General features: G+C 57.5%; 17 protein-coding genes and 1 other annotated feature. Of the genes, 9 read left to right on the plus strand and 8 right to left on the minus strand.

What is annotated here, in order from left to right; genetic code table 11:
* Nucleotides 1–16: 16 nt before the first annotated feature.
* Genes GGQ73_RS19580 through GGQ73_RS19590 form a run of 3 tightly spaced genes read left to right on the plus strand, consistent with a single transcriptional unit; the run spans nt 17 to nt 3,473 of the window.
* Complete coding sequence (locus GGQ73_RS19580; RefSeq protein ID WP_183897517.1) at nt 17–2,215, plus strand: molybdopterin oxidoreductase family protein; 2,199 nt, start codon at nt 17–19, stop codon at nt 2,213–2,215.
* Between the two features lie 12 nt (nt 2,216–2,227).
* A complete protein-coding gene (locus GGQ73_RS19585) occupies nt 2,228–2,827 on the plus strand; it encodes an NUDIX domain-containing protein (protein WP_183897518.1) in 600 nt (199 codons plus the stop codon).
* 28 nt (nt 2,828–2,855) lie between these two features.
* Nucleotides 2,856–3,473 (plus strand): NUDIX domain-containing protein, encoded by a 618-nt coding sequence (locus tag GGQ73_RS19590; RefSeq protein ID WP_183897536.1) that lies wholly within the window; start codon nt 2,856–2,858, stop codon nt 3,471–3,473.
* Here GGQ73_RS19590 and dcd read toward each other — a convergent pair.
* The 4 genes from dcd to purM all read right to left on the minus strand — a co-directional run bounded on the left by dcd (nt 3,463) and on the right by purM (nt 6,175).
* Entirely contained in the window at nt 3,463–4,005 is a 543-nt protein-coding gene (dcd, locus tag GGQ73_RS19595) for a dCTP deaminase (RefSeq protein WP_183897519.1), read from the minus strand. The two genes, GGQ73_RS19590 and dcd, sit on opposite strands and share 11 nt — an antisense overlap.
* Nucleotides 4,006–4,025: 20 nt before the next feature.
* A complete protein-coding gene (locus GGQ73_RS19600; RefSeq protein WP_183897520.1) occupies nt 4,026–4,283 on the minus strand; it encodes a hypothetical protein in 258 nt (85 codons plus the stop codon).
* 162 nt (nt 4,284–4,445) lie between these two features.
* On the minus strand, nt 4,446–5,105 hold the full coding sequence (gene purN / locus GGQ73_RS19605) for a phosphoribosylglycinamide formyltransferase (protein WP_183897521.1): 660 nt from the start codon (nt 5,103–5,105) through the stop codon (nt 4,446–4,448).
* Nucleotides 5,102–6,175 (minus strand): phosphoribosylformylglycinamidine cyclo-ligase, encoded by a 1,074-nt coding sequence (purM, locus tag GGQ73_RS19610; RefSeq protein WP_183897522.1) that lies wholly within the window; start codon nt 6,173–6,175, stop codon nt 5,102–5,104. The genes purN and purM overlap by 4 nt, the downstream gene beginning before the upstream one ends.
* A gap of 237 nt (nt 6,176–6,412) precedes the next feature.
* Here purM and GGQ73_RS19615 point away from each other — a divergent pair, with 237 nt between their 5' ends.
* From GGQ73_RS19615 to ppx, 4 genes are all read left to right on the plus strand, one after another.
* Nucleotides 6,413–7,567 carry an AI-2E family transporter gene (locus GGQ73_RS19615; protein WP_174152624.1) on the plus strand — a complete coding sequence of 385 codons (1,155 nt, stop codon included), beginning with the start codon at nt 6,413–6,415 and terminating at the stop codon, nt 7,565–7,567.
* A 3-nt stretch (nt 7,568–7,570) separates the two neighbouring features.
* Nucleotides 7,571–8,284, plus strand: a complete 714-nt coding sequence (gene hdaA, locus GGQ73_RS19620; protein ID WP_183897523.1) for a DnaA regulatory inactivator HdaA — start codon at nt 7,571–7,573, stop codon at nt 8,282–8,284.
* Between the two features lie 157 nt (nt 8,285–8,441).
* Nucleotides 8,442–10,643: an RNA degradosome polyphosphate kinase gene (locus tag GGQ73_RS19625; RefSeq protein ID WP_183897524.1), complete on the plus strand. Its 2,202-nt coding sequence runs from the start codon at nt 8,442–8,444 to the stop codon at nt 10,641–10,643.
* Entirely contained in the window at nt 10,640–12,160 is a 1,521-nt protein-coding gene (ppx, locus tag GGQ73_RS19630) for an exopolyphosphatase (protein WP_183897525.1), read from the plus strand. Before GGQ73_RS19625 ends, ppx begins: the two co-directional genes overlap by 4 nt.
* A 49-nt stretch (nt 12,161–12,209) precedes the next feature.
* Here the strand turns inward: ppx and GGQ73_RS19635 are convergent, their stop codons facing one another.
* From GGQ73_RS19635 to GGQ73_RS19650, 4 genes are all read right to left on the minus strand, one after another.
* The gene (locus tag GGQ73_RS19635) at nt 12,210–13,571 is read right to left on the minus strand and encodes an esterase-like activity of phytase family protein (RefSeq protein WP_183897526.1); all 1,362 of its coding nucleotides are present in this window, start codon (nt 13,569–13,571) and stop codon (nt 12,210–12,212) included.
* A gap of 110 nt (nt 13,572–13,681) precedes the next feature.
* On the minus strand, nt 13,682–14,707 hold the full coding sequence (locus GGQ73_RS19640) for an adenylate/guanylate cyclase domain-containing protein (RefSeq protein ID WP_174152629.1): 1,026 nt from the start codon (nt 14,705–14,707) through the stop codon (nt 13,682–13,684).
* Nucleotides 14,708–14,935: 228 nt separating this feature from the next.
* Nucleotides 14,936–16,093 (minus strand): ribonuclease D, encoded by a 1,158-nt coding sequence (gene rnd, locus GGQ73_RS19645; protein WP_183897527.1) that lies wholly within the window; start codon nt 16,091–16,093, stop codon nt 14,936–14,938.
* Nucleotides 16,094–16,209: 116 nt separating this feature from the next.
* Entirely contained in the window at nt 16,210–17,457 is a 1,248-nt protein-coding gene (locus tag GGQ73_RS19650) for an MFS transporter (protein WP_183897528.1), read from the minus strand.
* 204 nt (nt 17,458–17,661) lie between these two features.
* Between GGQ73_RS19650 and aspS the strand changes: the two genes are divergently transcribed.
* Together aspS and GGQ73_RS19660 are read left to right on the plus strand one after the other, a co-directional pair.
* The gene (gene aspS / locus GGQ73_RS19655; protein ID WP_183897529.1) at nt 17,662–19,452 is read left to right on the plus strand and encodes an aspartate--tRNA ligase; all 1,791 of its coding nucleotides are present in this window, start codon (nt 17,662–17,664) and stop codon (nt 19,450–19,452) included.
* 264 nt (nt 19,453–19,716) lie between these two features.
* Nucleotides 19,717–19,772: a sequence feature (sul1 is cis-regulatory element that is thought to sense ions involved in sulfur or methionine metabolism; They are found in Alphaproteobacteria), on the plus strand.
* A 76-nt stretch (nt 19,773–19,848) separates the two neighbouring features.
* Nucleotides 19,849–21,330 carry a SulP family inorganic anion transporter gene (locus GGQ73_RS19660; protein ID WP_174152633.1) on the plus strand — a complete coding sequence of 494 codons (1,482 nt, stop codon included), beginning with the start codon at nt 19,849–19,851 and terminating at the stop codon, nt 21,328–21,330.
* Nucleotides 21,331–21,473: the final 143 nt, after the last annotated feature.

The following is a 21,473-nucleotide window of genomic DNA, read 5'->3' on the forward strand; positions in this document are numbered from 1 at the left end:
CGCGCCGATGCCTTTTATGAATATTCTTGATGGTGATCACTTCGGCCTTTTGGCCTTCACCGCTTTGCAATATACAAAAGCAATGAACGATGCGACACCGATTTCCGCCAAAGCCGTGACCGGTGCTCTCAGCATCGGCCACACCGTTTGTCCCCATGACTGTCCAAGCGCCTGCGCACTGGAGGTCGACATCACCACGGATGGTCGTATTGGCCGCGTGAGGGGTGCCAATTCCAACACCTACACGGCCGGTGTCATCTGCGCCAAGGTGGCACGCTATTCCGAGCGTATCTATCATCCCGACAGGTTGCTGACGCCTAAGCGCCGCCAAGGTGCCAAAGGCGCGGGCGACTGGCAGGAGATCCATTGGGACGATGCGCTGGATGAGATTGCCAATGCTTTCGTCAAGGCGGAAGCAAAGCATGGTGCAGAAGCCATCTGGCCGTATTTTTATGCCGGAACCATGGGGCAGGTACAGCGCGACAGCATAGAGCGGCTGCGCCACGCCAAGAAATATTCCGGCTTTTTCGGTTCCATCTGCACCAACATGGCCTGGACCGGTTACGTGATGGGCACCGGCGCTCTGCGCGGTCCCGACCCGCGCGAGATGGCAAAGGCCGATGTCGTCGTCATCTGGGGCACCAATGCGGTTGCCACGCAGGTCAACGTCATGACCCACGCGATCAGAGCCCGCAAGGAGCGTGGCGCCAAGATCGTGGTCGTCGATATCTATGACAATCCGACCATGAAACAGGCGGATATGAAGCTGATCGTGCGGCCCGGAACGGATGCTGCCCTGGCTTGTGCCGTGATGCACATCGCCTTTCGCGATAGTTATGCCGACCGTGCCTATATGGCCAAATTCGCGGATGATCCTGCCGGGCTTGAAGCGCATCTTGCATCAAAGACGCCGCAATGGGCCGCAGAGATTACCGGGCTTTCAGTTGAGGAAATCGAGGCCTTCGCAAGGCTCGTCGGCACCACACAGAAAAGCTTCTTCCGTCTGGGCTACGGCTTTGCCCGCCAGCGCAACGGGGCGGTCGCCATGCATGCGGCGCTGTCCATCGCGACAGTGCTCGGCTCCTGGCAATACGAGGGCGGCGGTGCGTTCCACAACAATGGCGACATCTTCCGGCTGAACAAGGCCGAACTAATGGGCACCGCCTATGCCGATCCCAACGTCAGGCAACTCGATCAATCCCAGATCGGTCGCGTTCTGACCGGCGATGCGCAGGCCTTGCGCTATGGCGGGCCGGTGACGGCGCTGCTGATCCAGAACACCAATCCGGTGAATGTCTGCCCCGAGCAGCGGCTGGTCAAACAGGGGTTCGCGCGCGACGATCTCTTTGTTGCCGTGCATGAGCAATTCATGACCGAGACGGCTGAAATGGCCGATATCGTGTTGCCGGCCACCATGTTCCTCGAGCACGACGATATCTATCGCGCGGGTGGTCAGAACCATATTCTGCTCGGGCCGAAACTGGTGGAGCCGCCGGACACCGTGCGGACCAATCTGTTCGTGATCGAAGAACTTGCCAAGCGCCTCGGCGTTTCGCACATGCCGGGTTTCGGCAAGACCGAGCGGGAGCATATCGATCTCATTCTGAACCCGGGTGGCTGGGGTGATTTCGACAGCCTTGCCGAAGAGAAATGGATCGACGCGCAACCGCCGTTCGAGGTCGCGCATTACCTCGAAGGCTTCGGCTACGCGGATGGCAAATTCCGCTTTAGCCCGGATTGGGAGAACGGTCCGTCCCCCAACAAGCCACCGAAGAATGTGCCGGTCATGGGGCCGTTTGCACAGCTTCCGAAGTTCCCGGATCAGGTGGATGTCATCGAAGTGGCCGATGCCGAGCATCCGTTCCGGCTGGCGACATCGCCCGCGCGCAACTTTCTGAACTCGACCTTTGCCGAGACGAAGACGTCCGTCCAGAAGGAAGGTCGTCCTGAGCTGATGATCTGCCCTGCCGATGCCGCACGTTTGAACGTAGCGGATGGCGATATCGTGCAGATCGGCAATGGACGCGGGCAGTTGCGCATTCATGCGAAGATTGTGGAGGGGGCAAAGACAGGTGTGCTGATTGCCGAGGGATTGTGGCCCAACAAGGCGCATCTGGACGGCGAAGGCATCAATGTGCTGACGGGTGGGGACGCAGTTGCGCCCTATGGCGGCGCAGCGTTTCATGACAACAAGGTTTGGCTTAAGACATTTTGACGGGAATACGGAATGCAGAAATTCGGCAATGCGACGATTGAAATTCTTAAAGACGAGACGCTTTCAAAAAACTGGTATCACCTTCGCAACATCACCTACAATTACACCGACGCCAAGGGCGCAACCAAGACGCTCAAGCGCGAAGCCTATGACCGCGGCAACGGCGCGACCATTCTGCTCTATGATCCGAAGATCGACAGCGTCATTCTGGTTCGCCAGTTCCGGGTTCCAACCTATGTGAATGGCTATCATGGGTGGCTGCTGGAAACGCCTGCAGGTTTGCTGGATGGCGACAACCCGGCAGACGCCATTGCCCGCGAGGTGATGGAAGAAACCGGCTACAAGCTGCGTGACACGCGCTTCCTGTTCAAGTCCTTCATGTCGCCGGGATCTGTCACGGAAATCCTGCATTTCTTCGTCGCGATCGTCGATGCGTCCGATCGGGTGGAGGAGGGCGGTGGCGCTGCCCATGAGGACGAGGACATCGAGGTCGTCGTGATCCCCCTGGCTGATGCAATGACAATGATCGAGGACGGGGATATCTGCGACGGCAAAACCATCATGCTGTTGCAATGGGCAGCGCTCAACCGTACGGCCCTGACGCAATCATAAAAGACTGATGGAGTTTGGCGTGGACGAAATGGCAACAGAGACATCATCGGCGAGGCCGGACGATGACAGGGTCAAGCTTGTCTCGAAGGAGACCGTCTGGAAACGTTTCGTCCACCTCCAGACACTGGCGTTCGATCAGCGCATGCCGGATGGCCGGGTAATCCGCATCGACCGTGAAGTGCATGACCACGGCAGCGCTGCCGCGATCCTGTTGTTCGATCCGGCGAAAAATGCCGTTGTTCTTGTCCGCCAGTTCCGTCCTGCCGCCTTCGTCAACGGCGATCCGAGTTTCATGCTCGAAGTGCCTGCAGGCCTAACCGATGACGACCAGCCGGACGACGCCATCCGCCGTGAGGCGATGGAAGAAACCGGCTATGCGGTGAAGGACGTTCAGTTTCTCTTCGAAACCTACGCCAGCCCCGGCACGCTGACCGAAAAGGTCGCGCTGTTTTATGCGCGGGTCGATCTGGAAGAAAAAGCCGGCCTCGGCGGTGGGCTCGCAACAGAAGGCGAGGACATCGAGGTCATTTTGATCGGGCTGGATCAGGCGTTCGAAATGATCGCAACCGGTGACATCACGGATGCGAAGACAATCATCTTGTTGCAATGGGCGATGCTGAACAAAAGTCTCTTAACTAACGGTTAGTTTGAGTTTGATCCGCGAAAATACCGCTATAGCCGGATTCAGGTGTTGCATTCGTCTGCTCAAAAACCAATTGGCAAACGTACATATTTGGTGTCAGGATAATTTCGAAAGGACCAAAATTATACATTTCCAATTGAATTTGGCCTTTAAAGCCAGCATGAATTATTGGTGCTGTTACGTGAATGCTTACACCAAGCCGCGCTAAAGAACTTTTTCCCTCCACCCTCGCTGCTAGCCGTGATGTGGATGGAATATTGACTTTTTCTTTCGTCCAAGCAAGTACAAAGGACTGTGGCAGCAGTGTAAAATTGTCTTTGTGTTCTTTCTGTAAATGTAGAAGATTTGAGTAGGAATAACCCTTTTTGCCAGGGGATATAGACATGCCAGCCGTTTGCTGCCATGTCTTAAATGTGTCAGATAATGTCAAGTCAATGCTTGAAGATGATACTGCGGTCTCCAGGTCTGGCAGAGGCTCAATTTTGACTTGGCCTTCTCTCAGAGCTATTTTAATTTCACGATCAACTAATATCACCTGGAGATTCCGTATAAGAGTTAAGCTGCAACCTTATTGCTTAAAGCGAGAGATTTTGCAACCCAGACTCTACTGCGGCCTGTTGAGGTTTCTCGCGGAAGCTCGAAGAGATATGCATCTTCTCTGTCGACGATTACAGAGCCGACATCGAGCGTCTCAGATTCTTGCAGCAGATCCCTATCAACGATTACTTCTTCTGTGCCGTCGAGAGTGGTTACGGCAATTATAGCTTCTGATGGACCAGGGCCGTTTGAAATATGTGTATAACGAACAAACATAGAACTCTCCTTCGTTCTGTTGGTGTTGATTTCGATTCTGTTGAAGATAATGCGTTATTCAACATGGTTTGTAATCTTCAAATTTGGTGCTTTATCTATCAATCAAAAGTTTATTGAAACCGGTTGTAAAACTGTGTTAATTTAACGAATAAACAGATGCGGTTAGGCACTTATCAGCGATTTTCCAGAACTTGGATTTAAATATTTTCCAACAGTCTTGCCACCCTCCATCCGCACTTTGCCCTCTGCAAGCAGCCTGAGGGCCAGAGGGTAGAGCTGGTGCTCTACGGTCAGAACGCGGGCGGCGAGTGTGTCAGCGGTATCATCCACCAGAACCGGCACCGCCGCCTGGCCGATAACCGGGCCTTCGTCCATGCCTTCGGTGACGAAATGCACCGTGCAGCCGGTGATTTTCATGCCGCTTTCGATAGCGCGTTCGTGGGTATGCAGGCCGGGAAAGAGGGGCAAGAGGGAGGGGTGGATGTTGATGATGCGACCGGCATAGGGCGCGATGAAATCGCCGGAGATGAGACGCATGTAACCGGCAAGACAGATGATGTCGGGCGCGATTTCACTCAGCGCAGCCAGAATGGACTGCTCGTGCTCAGCCTTGCTCGCATAGGTCTTGCGCTCGAAAACGAGTGTGGGAATGCCCAGTGTTTGAGCCTTCGCAAGGCCACCTGCGGTCGCCTTGTCGGAGATCACGCAGGCGATCTCCGCAGGGAAATCCTGTTCCTGACAAGCGTTTGCCAGCGCCATCATATTGGAGCCGCTGCCGGAGATGAAAACGACAACTTTGCTGCGGGGAGCGGCGGCGCTCATAGGCCGAGCGTGCCCTTGTAGATCGTGCCGTGTCCATCGTCCGCGCGAGCGACCATGCGGCCGAGCGCAAAGACGGTTTCGCCTTCCGCTGTCAGAGCGTCCGTTACCTGTTGTGCATTCTCCGCCGCAACGACAACGATCATGCCGACGCCGCAGTTGAACGTGCGCAGCATTTCGCTCTGTACAACGCCGCCGGTCTTGGCAAGCCATGAGAAGACGGCGGGAACTTTGATGGCATCCAGATCGATTTCAGCGGCCAGATGCTTTGGCAGGACGCGCGGAATGTTTTCCGGAAAACCACCGCCGGTGATGTGCGCCAGCGCCTTCAACGCGCCGGTTTCGCGAATGGCCTTCAAAAGCGGCTTCACGTAAATGCGGGTTGGCGTCAGCAAAGCTTCTCCCAGCTTCTTGCCGTCTGCAAATGGGGCAGGCGCATCCCAGCCAAGACCGGAAAGCTCGATGATCTTGCGCACCAGCGAGAAGCCATTGGAATGAACGCCCGATGAGGAAAGTCCAAGAATGACGTCGCCTTCGGCAATATCACCCTTTGGGAGAAGCTGGCCACGTTCGGCAGCGCCCACGGCAAATCCGGCGAGATCGTAATCGCCATCCGAATACATGCCGGGCATTTCAGCGGTTTCTCCGCCGATCAGCGCACAACCCGATTCGCGGCAACCAGCGGCGATGCCGGTGACGATGGCCGCACCCTGATCCGGGTTGAGCTTGCCGGTCGCGAAGTAGTCGAGGAAGAACAGCGGTTCTGCGCCCTGCACCACGAGATCGTTGACGCACATGGCAACGAGGTCGATGCCGACGGTGTCGTGGTAATCCGCGTCGATGGCAATCTTGAGCTTGGTGCCGACGCCATCATTGGCAGCGACGAGAACCGGGTCTGTGAAACCCGCGGCCTTCAAGTCGAACAGGCCACCGAAACCACCGATTTCACCATCCGCGCCAGGGCGGCGGGTGGAGCGCACGGCGGGCTTGATCTTCTCGACCATCAGGTTTCCGGCGTCGATATCCACGCCTGCATCGCTGTAGGTAAGACCGTTCTTGCCTTGCTCGCTCATGGCTGTCGTCTCCACTGGTTCCGTTTGGCGTCGCCATTCGCATGAGAAGGGTGACGATGCAAGTATGGGCGCGGCAAAACGCATGTTTTTCACGCCTTTTGGGTGTTTTAGCCGTATTGTCATGGGAAAGCTCCATCGTGACCCATTTGGCAAGAGGGCTCCACTTGACCAGTCCGGTCCACGCATCCTATCTCCTAACCCCGGCGTTAGGCGTATGGGCGCCCAAAGGAGCAGACGATGCAACCACATATCAGAGGCATGAATCTGAGACGCCAGATCTTTTTCTGGCTCGGTGCGCTGGTCATCTTCATCCTGTTCCTGATGGTCTTCAGCTCCATTCTCCTGCCCTTCGTGGCGGGCATGGCGCTGGCATATTTTCTCGATCCTGTCGCGGATTGGCTGGAGCGTCGGGGCTTGAGCCGCATGATGGCGAGCATCATGATCCTTGTGTCTTTCGTGCTGCTGTTTGCGCTGTCGCTCATCATCATCATTCCGCTGGTGGCAGCCCAGGCATCCGAATTCATCACCCGCATTCCGCAATACATCTCCTCCCTCCAGCAACTCATCGCCGGCGCCGATACCAATCTTCTGCCCGGCTGGGTCAGCGCGCAGATCGACACCGTCAAGGAGAATTTCTCCAAGGTCCTGGCCGAAGGCGCAGGCTTCATCGGCACGCTGCTCACGCAGATCTGGAACTCCGGCAAATCCCTGGTGGATGTCATCTCGCTTTTGGTGGTGACGCCCGTTGTCGCTTTCTACCTTTTGCTGGACTGGGACCGGATGATCGAAAAGGTCGATAGCTGGATCCCGCGTGATCACGTCGCCACCGTACGCCAGATCGCGCGCGACATGGACAGCACCATTGCGGGCTTCATTCGCGGCCAGGGCTCTCTCTGCCTCATCCTCGGTGTTTACTACGCGGTCGGCCTGTCGCTTGTGGGCTTGAATTTTGGCCTGTTGATCGGCCTCTTCGCGGGTGCGATCAGCTTCATTCCCTATGTCGGCTCCATGGTCGGCCTCGTGCTGGCCGTAGGGGTCGCGCTGGTTCAGTTCTGGCCTGACTATATCGATGTCATCCTGGTTCTGGCTGTCTTTTTCTCCGGCCAGTTCATCGAAGGCAACATTCTCCAGCCCAAGCTCGTTGGCAGTAGCGTCGGTCTTCACCCGGTCTGGCTCATGTTTGCCCTTTTTGCCTTCGGTGCATTGTTTGGTTTCGTGGGTCTGCTGGTCGCGGTACCGGCAGCCGCAGCCGTCGGCGTGCTGGTTCGCTTCGTGCTGTCGCGCTATCTCGAAAGCGATCTTTACCATGGTCGTGCTGCCAATCTGCCATGGGATGGCGAGGATACGCAGACGCAGGCATTGCCGCCCAAAAAGATCGATTCTCAGAGCTGAAAGATGACCGATAACAACAAACCCGGTGGCAGCAGGTCGAGGGGCGAGCAGCTCCCGCTTGCTTTCTCCCATCAGACGGCGACAGGTCGTGACGACCTTCTGGTGGCCGCACCGCTGGATGCGGCCGTCAGCATTGTCGATGAGTGGCCGCGCTGGCCTTCGCCTGTGGTCATTCTCGTGGGACCGCAAGGTTCCGGCAAATCCCATCTCGCCAGCATATGGAAAACCACCAGCAATGCGGTGGATATCAAGCCTGTGCAGGGCTCGGACGCCGCGCGTGCTGCTGAACAAAACCCGGTTCTGTTTGAAGATGCCGATCAAAACGGCTTTGATGACACGGAACTGTTCCACGTCATCAACAGCGTTCGGGAAAATGGCACTTCGCTGCTGATAACCTCGCGTGAGTGGCCCGCTGCATGGCCGGTAATATTGCCGGATTTGCGGTCGCGCCTCAAGGCGGCAACGGTGGTGGAAATTGGCGAGCCGGACGAGGATTTGCTGGCGCAAGTGCTGATGAAGCTGTTTGCCGACCGTCAGCTTTATATGGATGACAAACTTGTCAGCTATATCGTGGCGCGCATGGAACGCTCTCTCAATGCGGCGCAGACGATCGTCGAAAGACTGGACCGTCTGGCCCTGTCGAGAGGCACACGTATCAGCCGCGCCATGGCGGCAGAGGTGCTGACGGAGCTTGGAGGCGACCCCGACGAGGATTGACTGTCACAGTTCCGTCGTCAAACTGTTATACGGGCAATGGGGTATTGGACGGAAAGTGCGGAGCGATTTCAAGTCGCTGGGATATTTGAAACAAGCAACCGGAGCGGCAAGGCCCTGTGGGTTCCTGCGGGTCTGGAGATAAAGGGCGGGAAATTTGATGGATTCGGTGGTGCAGGACAATCTCGACGAAAACGGTAAATCCATACCGGAGGAGAAGAGCCTGTGGGATAGCCCGGAGCGCTTCATCAACCGGGAGTTTTCGTGGCTGCAATTCAACCGCCGCGTTCTCGAGGAGACGCTGAACACTGACCATCCCTTGCTGGAGCGCCTGCGCTTTCTCTCGATATCCGCCGCCAACCTCGACGAATTCTTCATGGTCCGTGTGGCCGGTCTCGAAGGCCAGGTTCGTCAGAATGTGACCGTGCGTACACCGGATGGAAAGACGCCTGCCGAACAGCTCGAAGACATCCTCAAGGAAATCGATAATCTCCAGATGGAGCAGCAGGCTTCGCTTGCTGTGCTTCAGCAATATCTTGCCAAGGAAGACATCTATATCGTTCGCCCAGCATCGCTGTCCGATGAGGACCGCGTCTGGCTGGAGAACGAATTCGAGGAACTGATCTTCCCGGTTCTGACGCCGCTCTCCATCGATCCGGCGCACCCGTTCCCGTTCATTCCGAACCTTGGCTTTTCAATGGGCTTGCAGCTGGATAGCGTCAACGGCCGCGAGCCGATGACGGCGCTTCTGCGCTTGCCGCCCGCGCTCGACCGGTTCATTCGCTTGCCGGACGACAAGACGACAGTCCGCTTTATCACGCTGGAGGATGTCGTCGGCCTGTTCATCCACCGGCTCTATCCCGGTTACACGGTGCGTGGACTCGGCACGTTCCGCATTATCAGAGATAGCGATATCGAGCTTGAAGAAGAAGCCGAGGATCTGGTGCGCTACTTCGAAAGCGCCCTGAAGCGCCGCCGTCGCGGCTCGGTGATCCGCATAGAGACCGACAGCGAAATGCCCGCATCCCTGCGCCAGTTCGTGGTGCATGAGCTCAACGTGCCCGATAACCGCGTCGCGGTTCTTCCCGGGCTTCTGGCGCTCAACACCATTTCCGAATTGGTTAAGGCGCCACGCGACGATCTGAAATTCGAACCCTACAACGCCCGCTTCCCGGAGCGTGTGCGTGAGCATGCGGGCGATTGCCTGGCCGCGATCCGCGAAAAGGACATGGTGGTTCACCACCCCTATGAGAGCTTCGATGTGGTGGTGCAGTTCCTGTTGCAGGCCGCGCGGGACCCCAATGTTCTCGCCATCAAGCAGACCTTGTATCGCACGTCCAATGACAGCCCGATCGTTCGCGCGCTGATCGACGCGGCCGATGCCGGAAAGTCGGTGACGGCGCTGGTGGAGTTGAAGGCGCGGTTCGACGAAGAGGCGAATATTCGCTGGGCCCGTGACCTTGAGCGCGCAGGCGTCCAGGTCGTGTTCGGCTTCATCGAACTGAAGACCCACTCCAAGATGTCGATGGTCGTGCGCCGGGAAGATGGCAAGCTGCGCACCTATTGCCACCTGGGAACGGGCAATTACCACCCGGTGACGGCAAAGATCTACACCGATCTGTCCTTCTTCACCTGCAATCCGAAGATTGCCCACGACATGGCAAACATCTTCAACTTCATCACCGGTTACGGCGAGCCGGAAGAGGGGATGAAGCTGGCGGTTTCGCCCTATACGATGCGGTCGCGCATTCTCAAGCATATCAACGATGAAGCGGAGCATGCCCGAAACGGTGCTCAAGCGGCGATCTGGATGAAGATGAATTCGCTTGTTGACCCCGAGATTATCGATGCGCTGTATCATGCGAGCGCGGCCGGTGTGGAGATCGATCTGGTTATCCGCGGCATTTGCTGCCTGCGGCCACAGGTGCCGGGTCTTTCCGACAACATCCGCGTCAAGTCCATTGTGGGCCGCTTCCTGGAACACAGCCGCATCTTCTGCTTCGGCAATGGTTACGGCCTGCCGTCCGACAAGGCGCTGGTCTACATCGGTTCCGCCGATATGATGCCGCGAAACCTGGATCGACGTGTGGAAACCATGGTGCCTTTGGTCAACCCAACGGTGCATGAGCAGGTTCTTTCGCAAATCATGCTGGGCAATCTCATTGACAACCAGCAGAGCTACGAGATACTGCCGGACGGAACGTCGAGGCGCATCGAGGTGCGCAAAGGCGAGGAACCGTTCAACGCGCAGCACTACTTCATGACCAACCCAAGCCTTTCGGGACGCGGTGAAGCCTTGAAGTCCAGTGCGCCCAAATTGATAGCCGGGCTGATATCATCCCGCAAGAAACAGGCTGAATGACACGATCAGAAGCACAGGGGCGGCTTGCTGGCTTAGCCCCCGTTTCCGTCATAGATATCGGCTCGAACTCCGTTCGTCTCGTTGTATATGAAGGTCTTTCGCGCGCCCCTGCGGTGCTTTTCAATGAAAAAGTCCTGTGCGGGCTTGGTAAGGGCTTGGCTCTGACCGGTCGAATGGATGAGGAAGGCGTCACGCGTGCGCTTGCCGCCTTACGTCGTTTCCACGCATTGTCGCAGCAGGCGCAGGCGCAAAAGCTTTATGTGCTGGCGACCGCTGCTGCGCGGGAGGCGAGCAACGGCCCCGATTTCATCCGCGATGCGGAAGCCATTCTCGGGTGCGAGATCGAGGTTCTCTCCGGTGAGAAGGAAGCGCTCTATTCCGCTTACGGCGTCATCAGCGGCTTCCACGATGCCGATGGCATTGCCGGTGACCTAGGCGGTGGCTCGCTGGAACTGATCGACATCAAGGGCAAAACCTGCGGCGAGGGGATTACCTTGCCATTGGGTGGCCTGCGACTGTCCGAACATTCCGGTGGCTCCATCGAGAAGGCCACCACCTTTACGAAAAAACAGGTCAAAACCGCAAAGCTGCTGGCCAAGGGCGAAGGGCGGACGTTTTACGCCGTTGGCGGCACATGGCGAAACATCGCCAAACTGCACATGGAAATCACCGGTTATTCGCTGCACATGATGCAGGGCTACGAGATGCCGCTGGCCGATATGCTGAGTTTCCTCGATGAAGTGATCGCTTCCAAGGACAGCAAGGACCCGGCATGGCAGGCGGTTTCCAAGAACCGTCGTACGCTTCTGCCTTTCGGCGCCGTTGCCATGCGCGAAGTGCTTGAGGTGATGAAGCCCTCCAAGATCGCATTTTCGGCGCAAGGTGTTCGCGAAGGCTATCTTTATTCGCTGTTGCCGGAGGTCGAGCAGAAGGCCGATCCGTTGCTGGTGGTGGCCGACGAACTGGCCATTCTTCGCGCCCGTTCACCCGAACATGCGCGCGAGCTTGCCGATTGGAGCGGGCGCACCGTGCCTGTGTTCGGCATTACCGAAACAGAAGACGAGGCGCGCTATCGCCAGGCAGCCTGCCTGCTGGCCGATATCAGCTGGCGCGCGCACCCGGATTATCGCGGATTGCAGGCGCTCAACATCATCGCGCACTCGTCCTTCATCGCCATCACGCATCCCGGGCGCGCCTATATCGCGCTGGCAAATTACTACCGCTTTGAAGGATTGAACGATAACGGCACGACCCAGCATCTGACGTCCATCGCAGGGGACAGAATGCAGGAACTGGCCAAGCTGCTCGGCGGTCTGCTGCGTGTGGTTTATCTGTTTTCGGCATCCATGCCCGGCGTCGTCGATCACCTGAAGTTCCGTCGTTCGGAACGCAAAGACGTCGATCTCGAATTCGTCGTGCCGCATGAGTATCACGACTTTGCCGGTGAACGCCTCGAAGGTCGTTTGCAGCAGCTTTCGAAGCTGACGGGCAAGAAGCTGGCCTTCGTGTTCGAGTGAGCGATAAGGAGCGCCTTCGACATCGGTCGAAGGCGCTACCAAATCCCAATTATTTGGCGTCCAGCAAGTCTTTCACCTCAAGCACAACGAACTCGTTATCATCGGCCTTGTCCAACGCCCGACCGGCCGAAAAGGGAAGGTTGTTGTCGTTGCCGACGATGATGTGCGTCGCATCGACGCGATCGACGTTTTCGATGGTGACGAAAGGCATGGTGTAGATGCCGTTTTCACTGCCCTGGAGGGCCTTCTTGTCGGGATCGGCAATCTTCATCAGGTCTATGTAGCCGATCTTGCGCGCTGCCTTGCCAACATTCGCATCGTTGAATTCGATCTTGTAGATGCGCTTCAATTTGGCAGGAACCGCAAAGCAATCGGCCTCGGGCTTCTTGGCGTCCGCACAGGCCTTGTCGCTGGTGCCCGCGCCATTGTCGCGCTCTATCAACAGCGCCGTCGCGTCATCCAGCATGTTGAAGTCGCCAATCGCTTCGCCACCGTCTGCCAGCGGATATAGCCAGGTGCGGCCCGTCCAGCTTTTGGACGCGACATCGAGCTCGATGATGCGAAGCCCGGTTGCGCCATCTTCGGTCTTTTCGACCTGACCTTCAGCGTTATAGAGCGGACCTTCGAGAAGGCCGTAAATCCTGGTGCCGTCCCTGGACATCGCCATGCCTTCGAAACCACCCGAGCGCTTCAGGTTGAAGGCTGGGAGTTTCTGCGTTGGATTGGCAGGCAGCGACAGGGTTGGATGATCGGGCGATTTGACGTCGACATCGCCAGCCTTCGTTGCGATCACATCCGTCAACCTGCCGTCGCGGGTGAATTTCAGGATGTAAGGGCCGAATTCTTCACCGACCCAGAATCCATCCTCTGTTGGCTGGATGGATTCCACGTCGAAATCCGCGCCGGTGAGATAGCGCTTGTCGGAGCCTTCCATGACGATCGGAAACGGTGCCCTCTTGTCCGGATCGGAGAGGAACACCGTTTCGAGTGCGTTGACCTTGCCGACGTCCCAGTCAAGCTTCAGATGATGCAGCATCAGCATGGAATCGCTGGAGTTCGCCTTGGAGCCGAAGCCGTTGTCCGACAGGCTCCAGAACGTGCCGTCGCTCATCGTCTTGATGCCGGAAAAGCCCTGCATGGCCTGACCGTCGAACGGCATCGACAGTCCGGTGGTGCGAACGCCATCCTTGCCGGGAACCGTTCCCAGGCCTTCCGCGCGCTTCCGGTCCGGCGTCGTGAATTTTGCGGACGTCTTCAGATGCTGGGGCGCGTCCGATGGCGCCGGGATGATCGTGTTTGCGGGCAACACGGCGTGCGACACGAGCTTTGCTGGAAACTCCTTTTCCGCTGCAAAGGCGGAGATGGTGCCGAGTGCCAGAATGGCAACCGAGGCGAGGAGGGTCTTTGTCATGGAATTACCTTTGGGTTTGCATCTGCAATGCACGGACCGTTAGGCAAGCTTCATGACAGCTGGTTGATGCGTTGTTGAAGATTTGATGACGCTGATGGAAAATATGAGCGTTAGCTCATAACCGCGTGACGGCTAAGGGCACAGACGCCCAATGTCTGCCCACGCCCCTTCACGGCATGCTCGCCCAGATACTCGCTTTTCACGCCCTTCGGCAAAAGCAGCTGATGCGCAAGATCTGACGATATGAGGACGGGATGCCCCAGCATCTTGCTCAGCGACTCAAGCCGCGCCGTCGTGTTCACCGTATCGCCGAAATAGGTAATCTTGTGGTGATCGACACCGATTTCAGCGGTGATGACAGGCCCGCCATGAATGGCAAAGCGCAGTTTCGGGACCGCCCCAAACCGCAACAGCCAATCGGCGCGACCGTCTTCTATGGTTTTCAGAATATCGAAAACGCAGTTGATGCAGGCGGCACGCCGGATTGCCATGTGGTACGGCCAGGTGATGATGGCGGCATCGCCGATATAGTCATCGATGACACCGCCGTGCCGCCTCACCGGGCCAGCGTAAGCCGAGAACAATTCGCCGAGATACTCCTGCGCGCGCAAATCGCCGTGCATTTCGGCAAAGGACGTCGATCCCACGAGATCAACGAACAGGAAAACACGTTCTTCGCTGACCGGACGGCGATACCGCCCAAGAATGAGGTCGATGAAAATGTCCCGACCCAGGAGTTCACGAACACGCATGACGAAAACGATGATGGCGCAGACGCACAGAATGAACAAAAGCGACTGCATTTCCGCATGGACGGCTTTTTGCCATGTCACCGGCAAAACGCCGGTCGCCCACAAAATCGTGCCGCCGAAACCGAAGCCGCAGAACACCAGCACGGCATAGGCCGAAAACGCAGAGAGAATGTAAGCGGGTGTTGGCAACATGCTGATTCTGCGCGACAGGCCCGGCATGATATAGCCGCGCTCGAAGGCCAGAATGGGCGCGCAGGAGAACAATGCGTAGGTCGCGCCGATCAGGGCACCACCGCCATATTCCAGGAATGCATAGGCAACACCGCTTCCAGCCACCGCCAGAAACAGCATCACATAGTCCAGCATCGCTAGAAGTTTTCTCATGACGGCTCTTTGTTTGGACGTTACGGCTGGCCTGCGACTGTGCCGGACCGGACATCCCATTCCCGACGGTTGCGACCATATTGTGGAAACTAAAGGTCAAAAAGTGATGTTTTGGTAAGGTAGCGTGTATGGGTGAAAGCTGTGACCGAGTTACATCGGTTACACGTCGCGATCAGCAATGAAGATCAATATTGATGTTGTGGTGGTTCGGTCAGCAGCTACGGCGCATCATCCCTGTTGCGGCAATTCCAGTGCTTCGACCTTCTTGCCTGCGAAGCGAAGCGCCACTTCGCCGCGAATCAGTTTCAGCGCCGGTTCGCCGAACAAATCGCGGCGCCAGCCAGAAAGAGCCGGTACCGACGCCTCTTCACCTTCCGATGCGATCTTGTCGAGGTCTTCGCTGTTGGCGATGACTTTGGCAGCAACGCCGTGCTTGTCGGCCGTCAGCTTCAGCAGAACCTTGAGAAGTTCAACAGCGGCACCTGAACCTTCCGGTGAATGGCTTTGGCGAGGCGGGTGTGGCATGTCGCCTTTCGGCAAAGCAAGCGCTGCATTGACCGTATCGATGATGGCTGTACCGGAGGATGAACGTTCCCAACCCTTCGGAATGGTACGAAGGCGCGAGAGTGCCTCCGTGTCCTTCGGCTGTTGCTGGGCGATTTCGAAGATGGCATCGTCTTTCAACACGCGCGAGCGCGGCACGTTGCGCGACCGCGCCTCACGCTCACGCCAAGCGGCGATGAATTTTAAGATTGCGAGTTCCGTCGGCTTGCGAAGACGCGATTTCAACCGCAGCCAGGCATCGTCGGGATGCATGTCGTAGGTTTCCACCGATTCGAGGACGTCCATTTCTTCCTTCAGCCAGGAGGAACGGCCTTCACGATCCAGCTGTGCTTGCAGCGCCAGATAGACGTCACGCAGGTGGGTGACATCGGCCAGTGCGTAATCCAGCTGCTTTTCCGTCAGCGGACGGCGGCTCCAGTCGGTGAAGCGCGACGACTTGTCGATCTGCACGTTCTTGATCCGCTGGACAAGCTGATCATAGGAAATGGAATCACCGAAGCCGCACACCATCGCCGCAACCTGCGTATCGAAGATCGGGTGGGGAATGAGACCGCCGAGATGATGGATGATTTCGATGTCCTGGCGGGCGGCATGGAAAACCTTGATGACACTGGTATCGGCCATCAGTTCGAACAGCGGCGTCAGATCGAGATCTTTCACGAGAGGGTCGACCAGCACCTCGAGCGTCGGGCTGGCCATTTGAACGAGACAAAGCTGAGGCCAGAAAGTCGTTTCGCGGAGAAATTCCGTATCGATGGTGATGAAATCGGATTTCGCCAGTTCCTTGCAGGCTTCGGCGAGTGCTGCTGTCGTCTCAATCATTATCTTTTTGCCGCTCATGGAAAGTATCAAACTTACTTTCCCTTTGAAGCGCCCGTGTCAATACAGGCGCGGCTCTTCTTGTCTCTCTGTCACATCTTTATGGGGGTAGAGGACAGCTATCCGTCTTTTTTGTCCCGTTCCGATGCAGATGGCGCGGCAAGTCTGGTGAAATAGGCCGAGGTGCGCAAAAGCGAGCGGAAGCGCCAGGTGCGCTCCTCCACCGGCACTGCGGCCCGCACGGTCAGGCGGTAAAGGGTGTAGATCATGAAAACGACCTGGATGGCTGCCGTATAGGCAAACAGCGCTTTGGGGCCGAAAAGATCGATGAGAAGCGAAGCGAGAAGAGGGCCGACCGTTGCCCCCATAGACCAGAAGAACAAAAGCCCGGCCGACATCATGGCGTGCTCGCCCTCCTTGGCATGATCATTGCCATGCGCCGAGCTGAGCGAGTAAAGCGGCAGCGCGAAGGCGCCGAAGACAAAGACGCCCATGACGTTTCGAAACTCGTCGGTTCCGGCGAAGAACGACAGAAACAGGCCTGTCACGACCGAGCAGGCGGTGGTCGCGACGATGACGATGCGTCGGTCGTACCGGTCTGAATAGGCCCCCAGCGGATATTGCAGCACGACACCGCCGATGATGCCCGCACTCATGAAGGTTGCAATCGACGTCACTGACATCCCGATCTGCTCGGCATAGATGGGGCCAATGTTGCGAAACGCCGACATGCTCAGACCGACGGCGATACAGCCGACGACCGCCAGCGGCGAAATGCGCCACACCGCGAAGAGATCGAACGGCACCTGTTTGGGAGGGGCCGGGTTCGATTTGTCGGCAAGGGAGATGGGGACCAGCGAGAGCGTCAGGGCCATGGCGATCAACGAGAAGATCGCAGGTCCCTCGATCCCCACGGCGGGAATGACGTATTGCGCCAGCGTGACGGAGCCCAAATCGACGAAGCGGTAGATCGACAGCGTTTTCGCGCGGTTGGAATTCGTCACCTGCGCATTGATCCAGCTTTCGATGGTGGCGAACAGACACGCCACCGCAATGCCGATGATGAAGCGCATAGCAAACCAGAAAACCGGATCGGTAATCAGGATCATCGTGATGGAGGCTGCAGACGCGACGGCGGCCATGGTGGAAAAGGCCCTGATGTGGCCGATCTTTCGCAACAGGCGGGTCACGTTGACACAGCCTACCGCAAAGCCCAGGCTATAACCGGCGCTGATGAGGCCGATGGTGCTGGCCGAAAAACCTGCCGATGATCCACGCAATGCGATGAACGTGCCTTGCAAGCCATTTCCGCCGATCAAAATACCCGCCGTCAGCAGAAGGGGAATGAGGGGTCGTATCTGGCTCATGCGGCATACATCGCGTATCTTGAGGGCTTTGGAAGCTGAGACTATCGATAAACGATTCTCGCTGAACGAATACGCTTAAACGCGGCGCTATTCGGGACAATATTGCGCTTTGCCTTGACAAATCGGGTCTGTCATGCGCTTTTCCGCCCGATTTAGAATACGCGATCCATGTGCGTGATCGCCGCTATGTTTCAGGATAACAAAATGCATCGTTACCGCAGCCACACCTGTGCCGCTCTCCGCAAGTCGCATGTCGGCGAAACCGTTCGCCTTTCCGGCTGGGTTCACCGTGTACGAGATCATGGCGGCGTTCTCTTCATCGACCTTCGCGACCACTACGGCATCACGCAGGTGGTGGCAGACCCGGACAGCCCGGCTTTCAAGTCTGCGGAAGTTGTCCGTGGCGAATGGGTCATCCGTATCGACGGTCTCGTCAAGGCGCGTTCGGAAGACACGGTCAACAAGACCATGGAGACGGGCGAGATCGAGCTTTACGCGCAGGAAATCGAAGTGCTGGCCGCGTCCAAGGAACTGCCGCTGCCGGTCTTTGGCGAGCCTGACTATCCTGAAGACGTGCGCCTGAAGTACCGCTTCCTCGACCTGCGCCGCGATACGCTGCACAAGAACATCGTCAAGCGCACGCAGATCATCTCCGATATGCGCCGCCGCATGGGCGATATCGGTTTTGCCGAATATTCCACGCCGATCCTGACGGCCTCGTCGCCGGAAGGCGCACGCGACTTCCTCGTGCCGAGCCGCATCCACGAAGGCAAGTTCTTCGCGCTGCCGCAGGCGCCGCAGCAGTACAAGCAGCTTCTGATGGTGGCTGGTTTCGACCGTTACTTCCAGATCGCACCGTGCTTCCGCGATGAAGACCCGCGCGCAGACCGTCTGCCGGGCGAATTCTACCAGCTCGACCTCGAAATGAGCTTCGTGACGCAGGAAGACGTCTGGGACACGATGGAGCCGGTCATTCGCGGCGTGTTCGAGCAGTTTGCCGAAGGCAAGCCCGTGACGCAGACCTTCCGCCGCATCGCCTATGACGACGCGCTCCGTACATACGGTTCCGACAAGCCTGACCTGCGCAACCCGATCGAAATGCAGGCTGTGACAGACCATTTCGCCGACTCCGGCTTCAAGGTCTTCGCAAACATGATCGCCTCCAACCCCAAGGTTGAAGTCTGGGCAATTCCAGCCAAGACCGGTGGCTCCAGAGCGTTCTGCGACCGCATGAATGCCTGGGCGCAGGGGCAGGGCCAGCCTGGTCTTGGCTACATCTTCTGGAAGGAAGAAGACGGCAAGGTTGTCGGCTCCGGTCCACTCGCCAAGAACATCGGCGAAGAACGCACCGAAGCGCTTCGCCAACAACTCGGCCTTAGTGCCGGTGATGCCTGCTTCTTCGTGGCTGGTGACCCTGCCAAGTTCTACAAATTCGCAGGCGAAGCCCGCACCCGCGCTGGTGAGGAGCTGAACCTCGTTGACCGCGACCGTTTCGAGCTGTGCTGGATCGTTGACTTCCCGTTCTTCGAATATAACGAAGAAGAAAAGAAGATCGACTTCGCCCACAACCCGTTCTCCATGCCGCAGGGCGGAATGGATGCGCTTGAGAATCAGGACCCGCTGACGATCAAGGCCTACCAGTACGACATGGTCTGCAACGGCTACGAAATCGCTTCCGGCTCCATTCGTAACCAGTCGCCTGAACTGATGGTCAAGGCCTTCGAGAAGGTGGGCTTGAGCCAGCAGGACGTGGAAGATCGCTTCGGTGGCCTCTACCGCGCCTTCCAGTACGGCGCACCTCCGCATGGGGGCATGGCGGCCGGTGTGGACCGCGTCGTCATGTTGCTGACCGGCACGAAGAACCTGCGTGAAATCACGCTGTTCCCGATGAACCAGCAGGCGCAGGATCTTCTGATGAACGCACCAGCGCCAGCATCGCCAACGCAACTTCGCGAACTGGCTCTGCGCGTCGTGCCGACGCCGAAAAAGGATTAAGCGAAAGTCTGTAAGGGTTGCTTGATCGTACCCTTGCTATCGTGATCAACGTCTTGGCGGTGGCTTCAGCTACCGCCTTTTCTTTTTGCGGCCGGTCTGTTCCTTTTTTCCAAAACTCGAAAAGCGCTGGTTCACCTGATTTTTCAGCCACGATGACGGATCCCTTCCACGGATGACCCGGCTCTTCCAACAGGCATCTGATCTCTTATCCGTCTTCAAGACCTTGCAGTGCGGGCGATCTGCCCTTATAGAAGGCGTACTCACCACGGACCCGGTGTAACCCCGGGTGGCTCTTCTGGCCGCCGATCCGCCAGACAACGCAAAGCATCGTTTCGTCTTTTCGTTTACCCGAGCATGGCTCTGGGGCGGTGTGTATCAGTTTGCGAAAAATCTCAAATGAACACATTTCAAACTTACAAGCGTGAGTGGTTTTCGAACATTCGCGCGGACATTCTGTCCGGCATCGTCGTGGCTCTCGCGCTGATACCTGAAGCGATCGGCTTTTCCGTGATTGCGGGCGTCGATCCGAAAGTGGGGCTGTTTGGCTCCTTTGCCATCGCCTGTGTCTCTGCCTTCACCGGCGGCAGGCCAGGTATGATTTCGGCGGCAACCGCCGCCACGGCCGTGTTGATGGTGACGCTCGTCAAAGAGCACGGCCTGCAATATCTCTTCGCGGCCACCCTGTTGATGGGCCTGCTGCAAATCCTGGCGGGTCTCATCAAACTCGGTCGGGTCATGCGGTTCGTTTCCCGCTCCGTCATGACCGGGTTCGTCAACGCGCTCGCCATTCTCATCTTCATGGCGCAGTTGCCCGAGCTTATCGGCGTGCCTGTCAGCACCTATGTGATGATTGCGGGCGGTCTTGCCATCATCTACCTGTTTCCGCGGGTGACACGGGCGATCCCGTCTCCTCTGGTGGCCATTGCCGTGCTGACGCTCGTGTCGTTCTATTCCGGCATGGATCTGCGCACCGTTGGCGATCTTGGCGAGCTGCCATCGTCATTTCCGCTTTTTGCCCTGCCGCAGATACCGCTGACATGGGAAACCTTGCAGATCATCTTCCCTTATTCTGCAGCGCTTGCCGCTGTCGGCCTGCTGGAATCGCTGCTGACAGCCCAGATTGTCGATGACATGACGGACACGCCCAGCAACAAGAGCCAGGAGTGCATAGGCCAGGGTGCAGGCAACATCGCCGCTGCGTTTATCGGCGGCATGGGTGGCTGCGCGATGATCGGTCAATCCGTCATCAACGTATCCTCCGGCGGGCGAGGGCGGTTGTCGACCTTCGTGGCCGGCGCCTTCCTCTTGTTCCTCATCCTCGTTCTGGACGATATCGTGCGTATCATTCCCATGGCTGCACTCGTGGCGATCATGATCATGGTGTCCATCGGTACGTTTTCCTGGCGGTCCATTCTCGACCTGCGCCACAACCCGCCATCATCCAGCATCGTCATGCTGGTGACCGTCGGTACGGTGCTTGCAACGCATGATCTGGCGCAGGGCGTTCTGGCGGGTGTGTTGCTGTCGGGCGTTTTCTTTGCTGGCAAGGTCGCAAAACTGTTCCATGTTCGCACCGAAACAGGTGTGGATGACAACGAGCGTATCTACCGTGTCGATGGTCAGATCTTCTTTGCCTCGACGGAAAGCTTCGTCGCGGCCTTCGATTTTGCCGAGCCGGTGGAGCGTGTCGTCATCGACGTGACGCAGGCGCATCTGTGGGACATCTCCGCCGTTGGCGCACTCGACAAGGTCGTGTTGAAATTCCGCAAGGCGGGCAAACAGGTCGAGGTCATCGGTGCCAATGACGCAAGCGCCCACATGATCGACCGCTTCGCTCTGCACGACAAGCCGGATGCGGCTCCCCAAGCGCTGCATTAAAAGCTGATTTCGCTGAAAAAAAGAAAGCCCCGGAGTGATCCGGGGCTTTCCAGACTGCTGACAAACCCCTGGTCACATCGGGGGGGTTATGATTCATTGGGACATGTTGAAGAAACCTGCTCCCGAACAGACGGCTCTCGAGA

The sequence above is a fragment of the Rhizobium skierniewicense genome, assembly GCF_014196515.1.
Classification (GTDB): Bacteria; Pseudomonadota; Alphaproteobacteria; order Rhizobiales; family Rhizobiaceae; genus Agrobacterium; species Agrobacterium skierniewicense.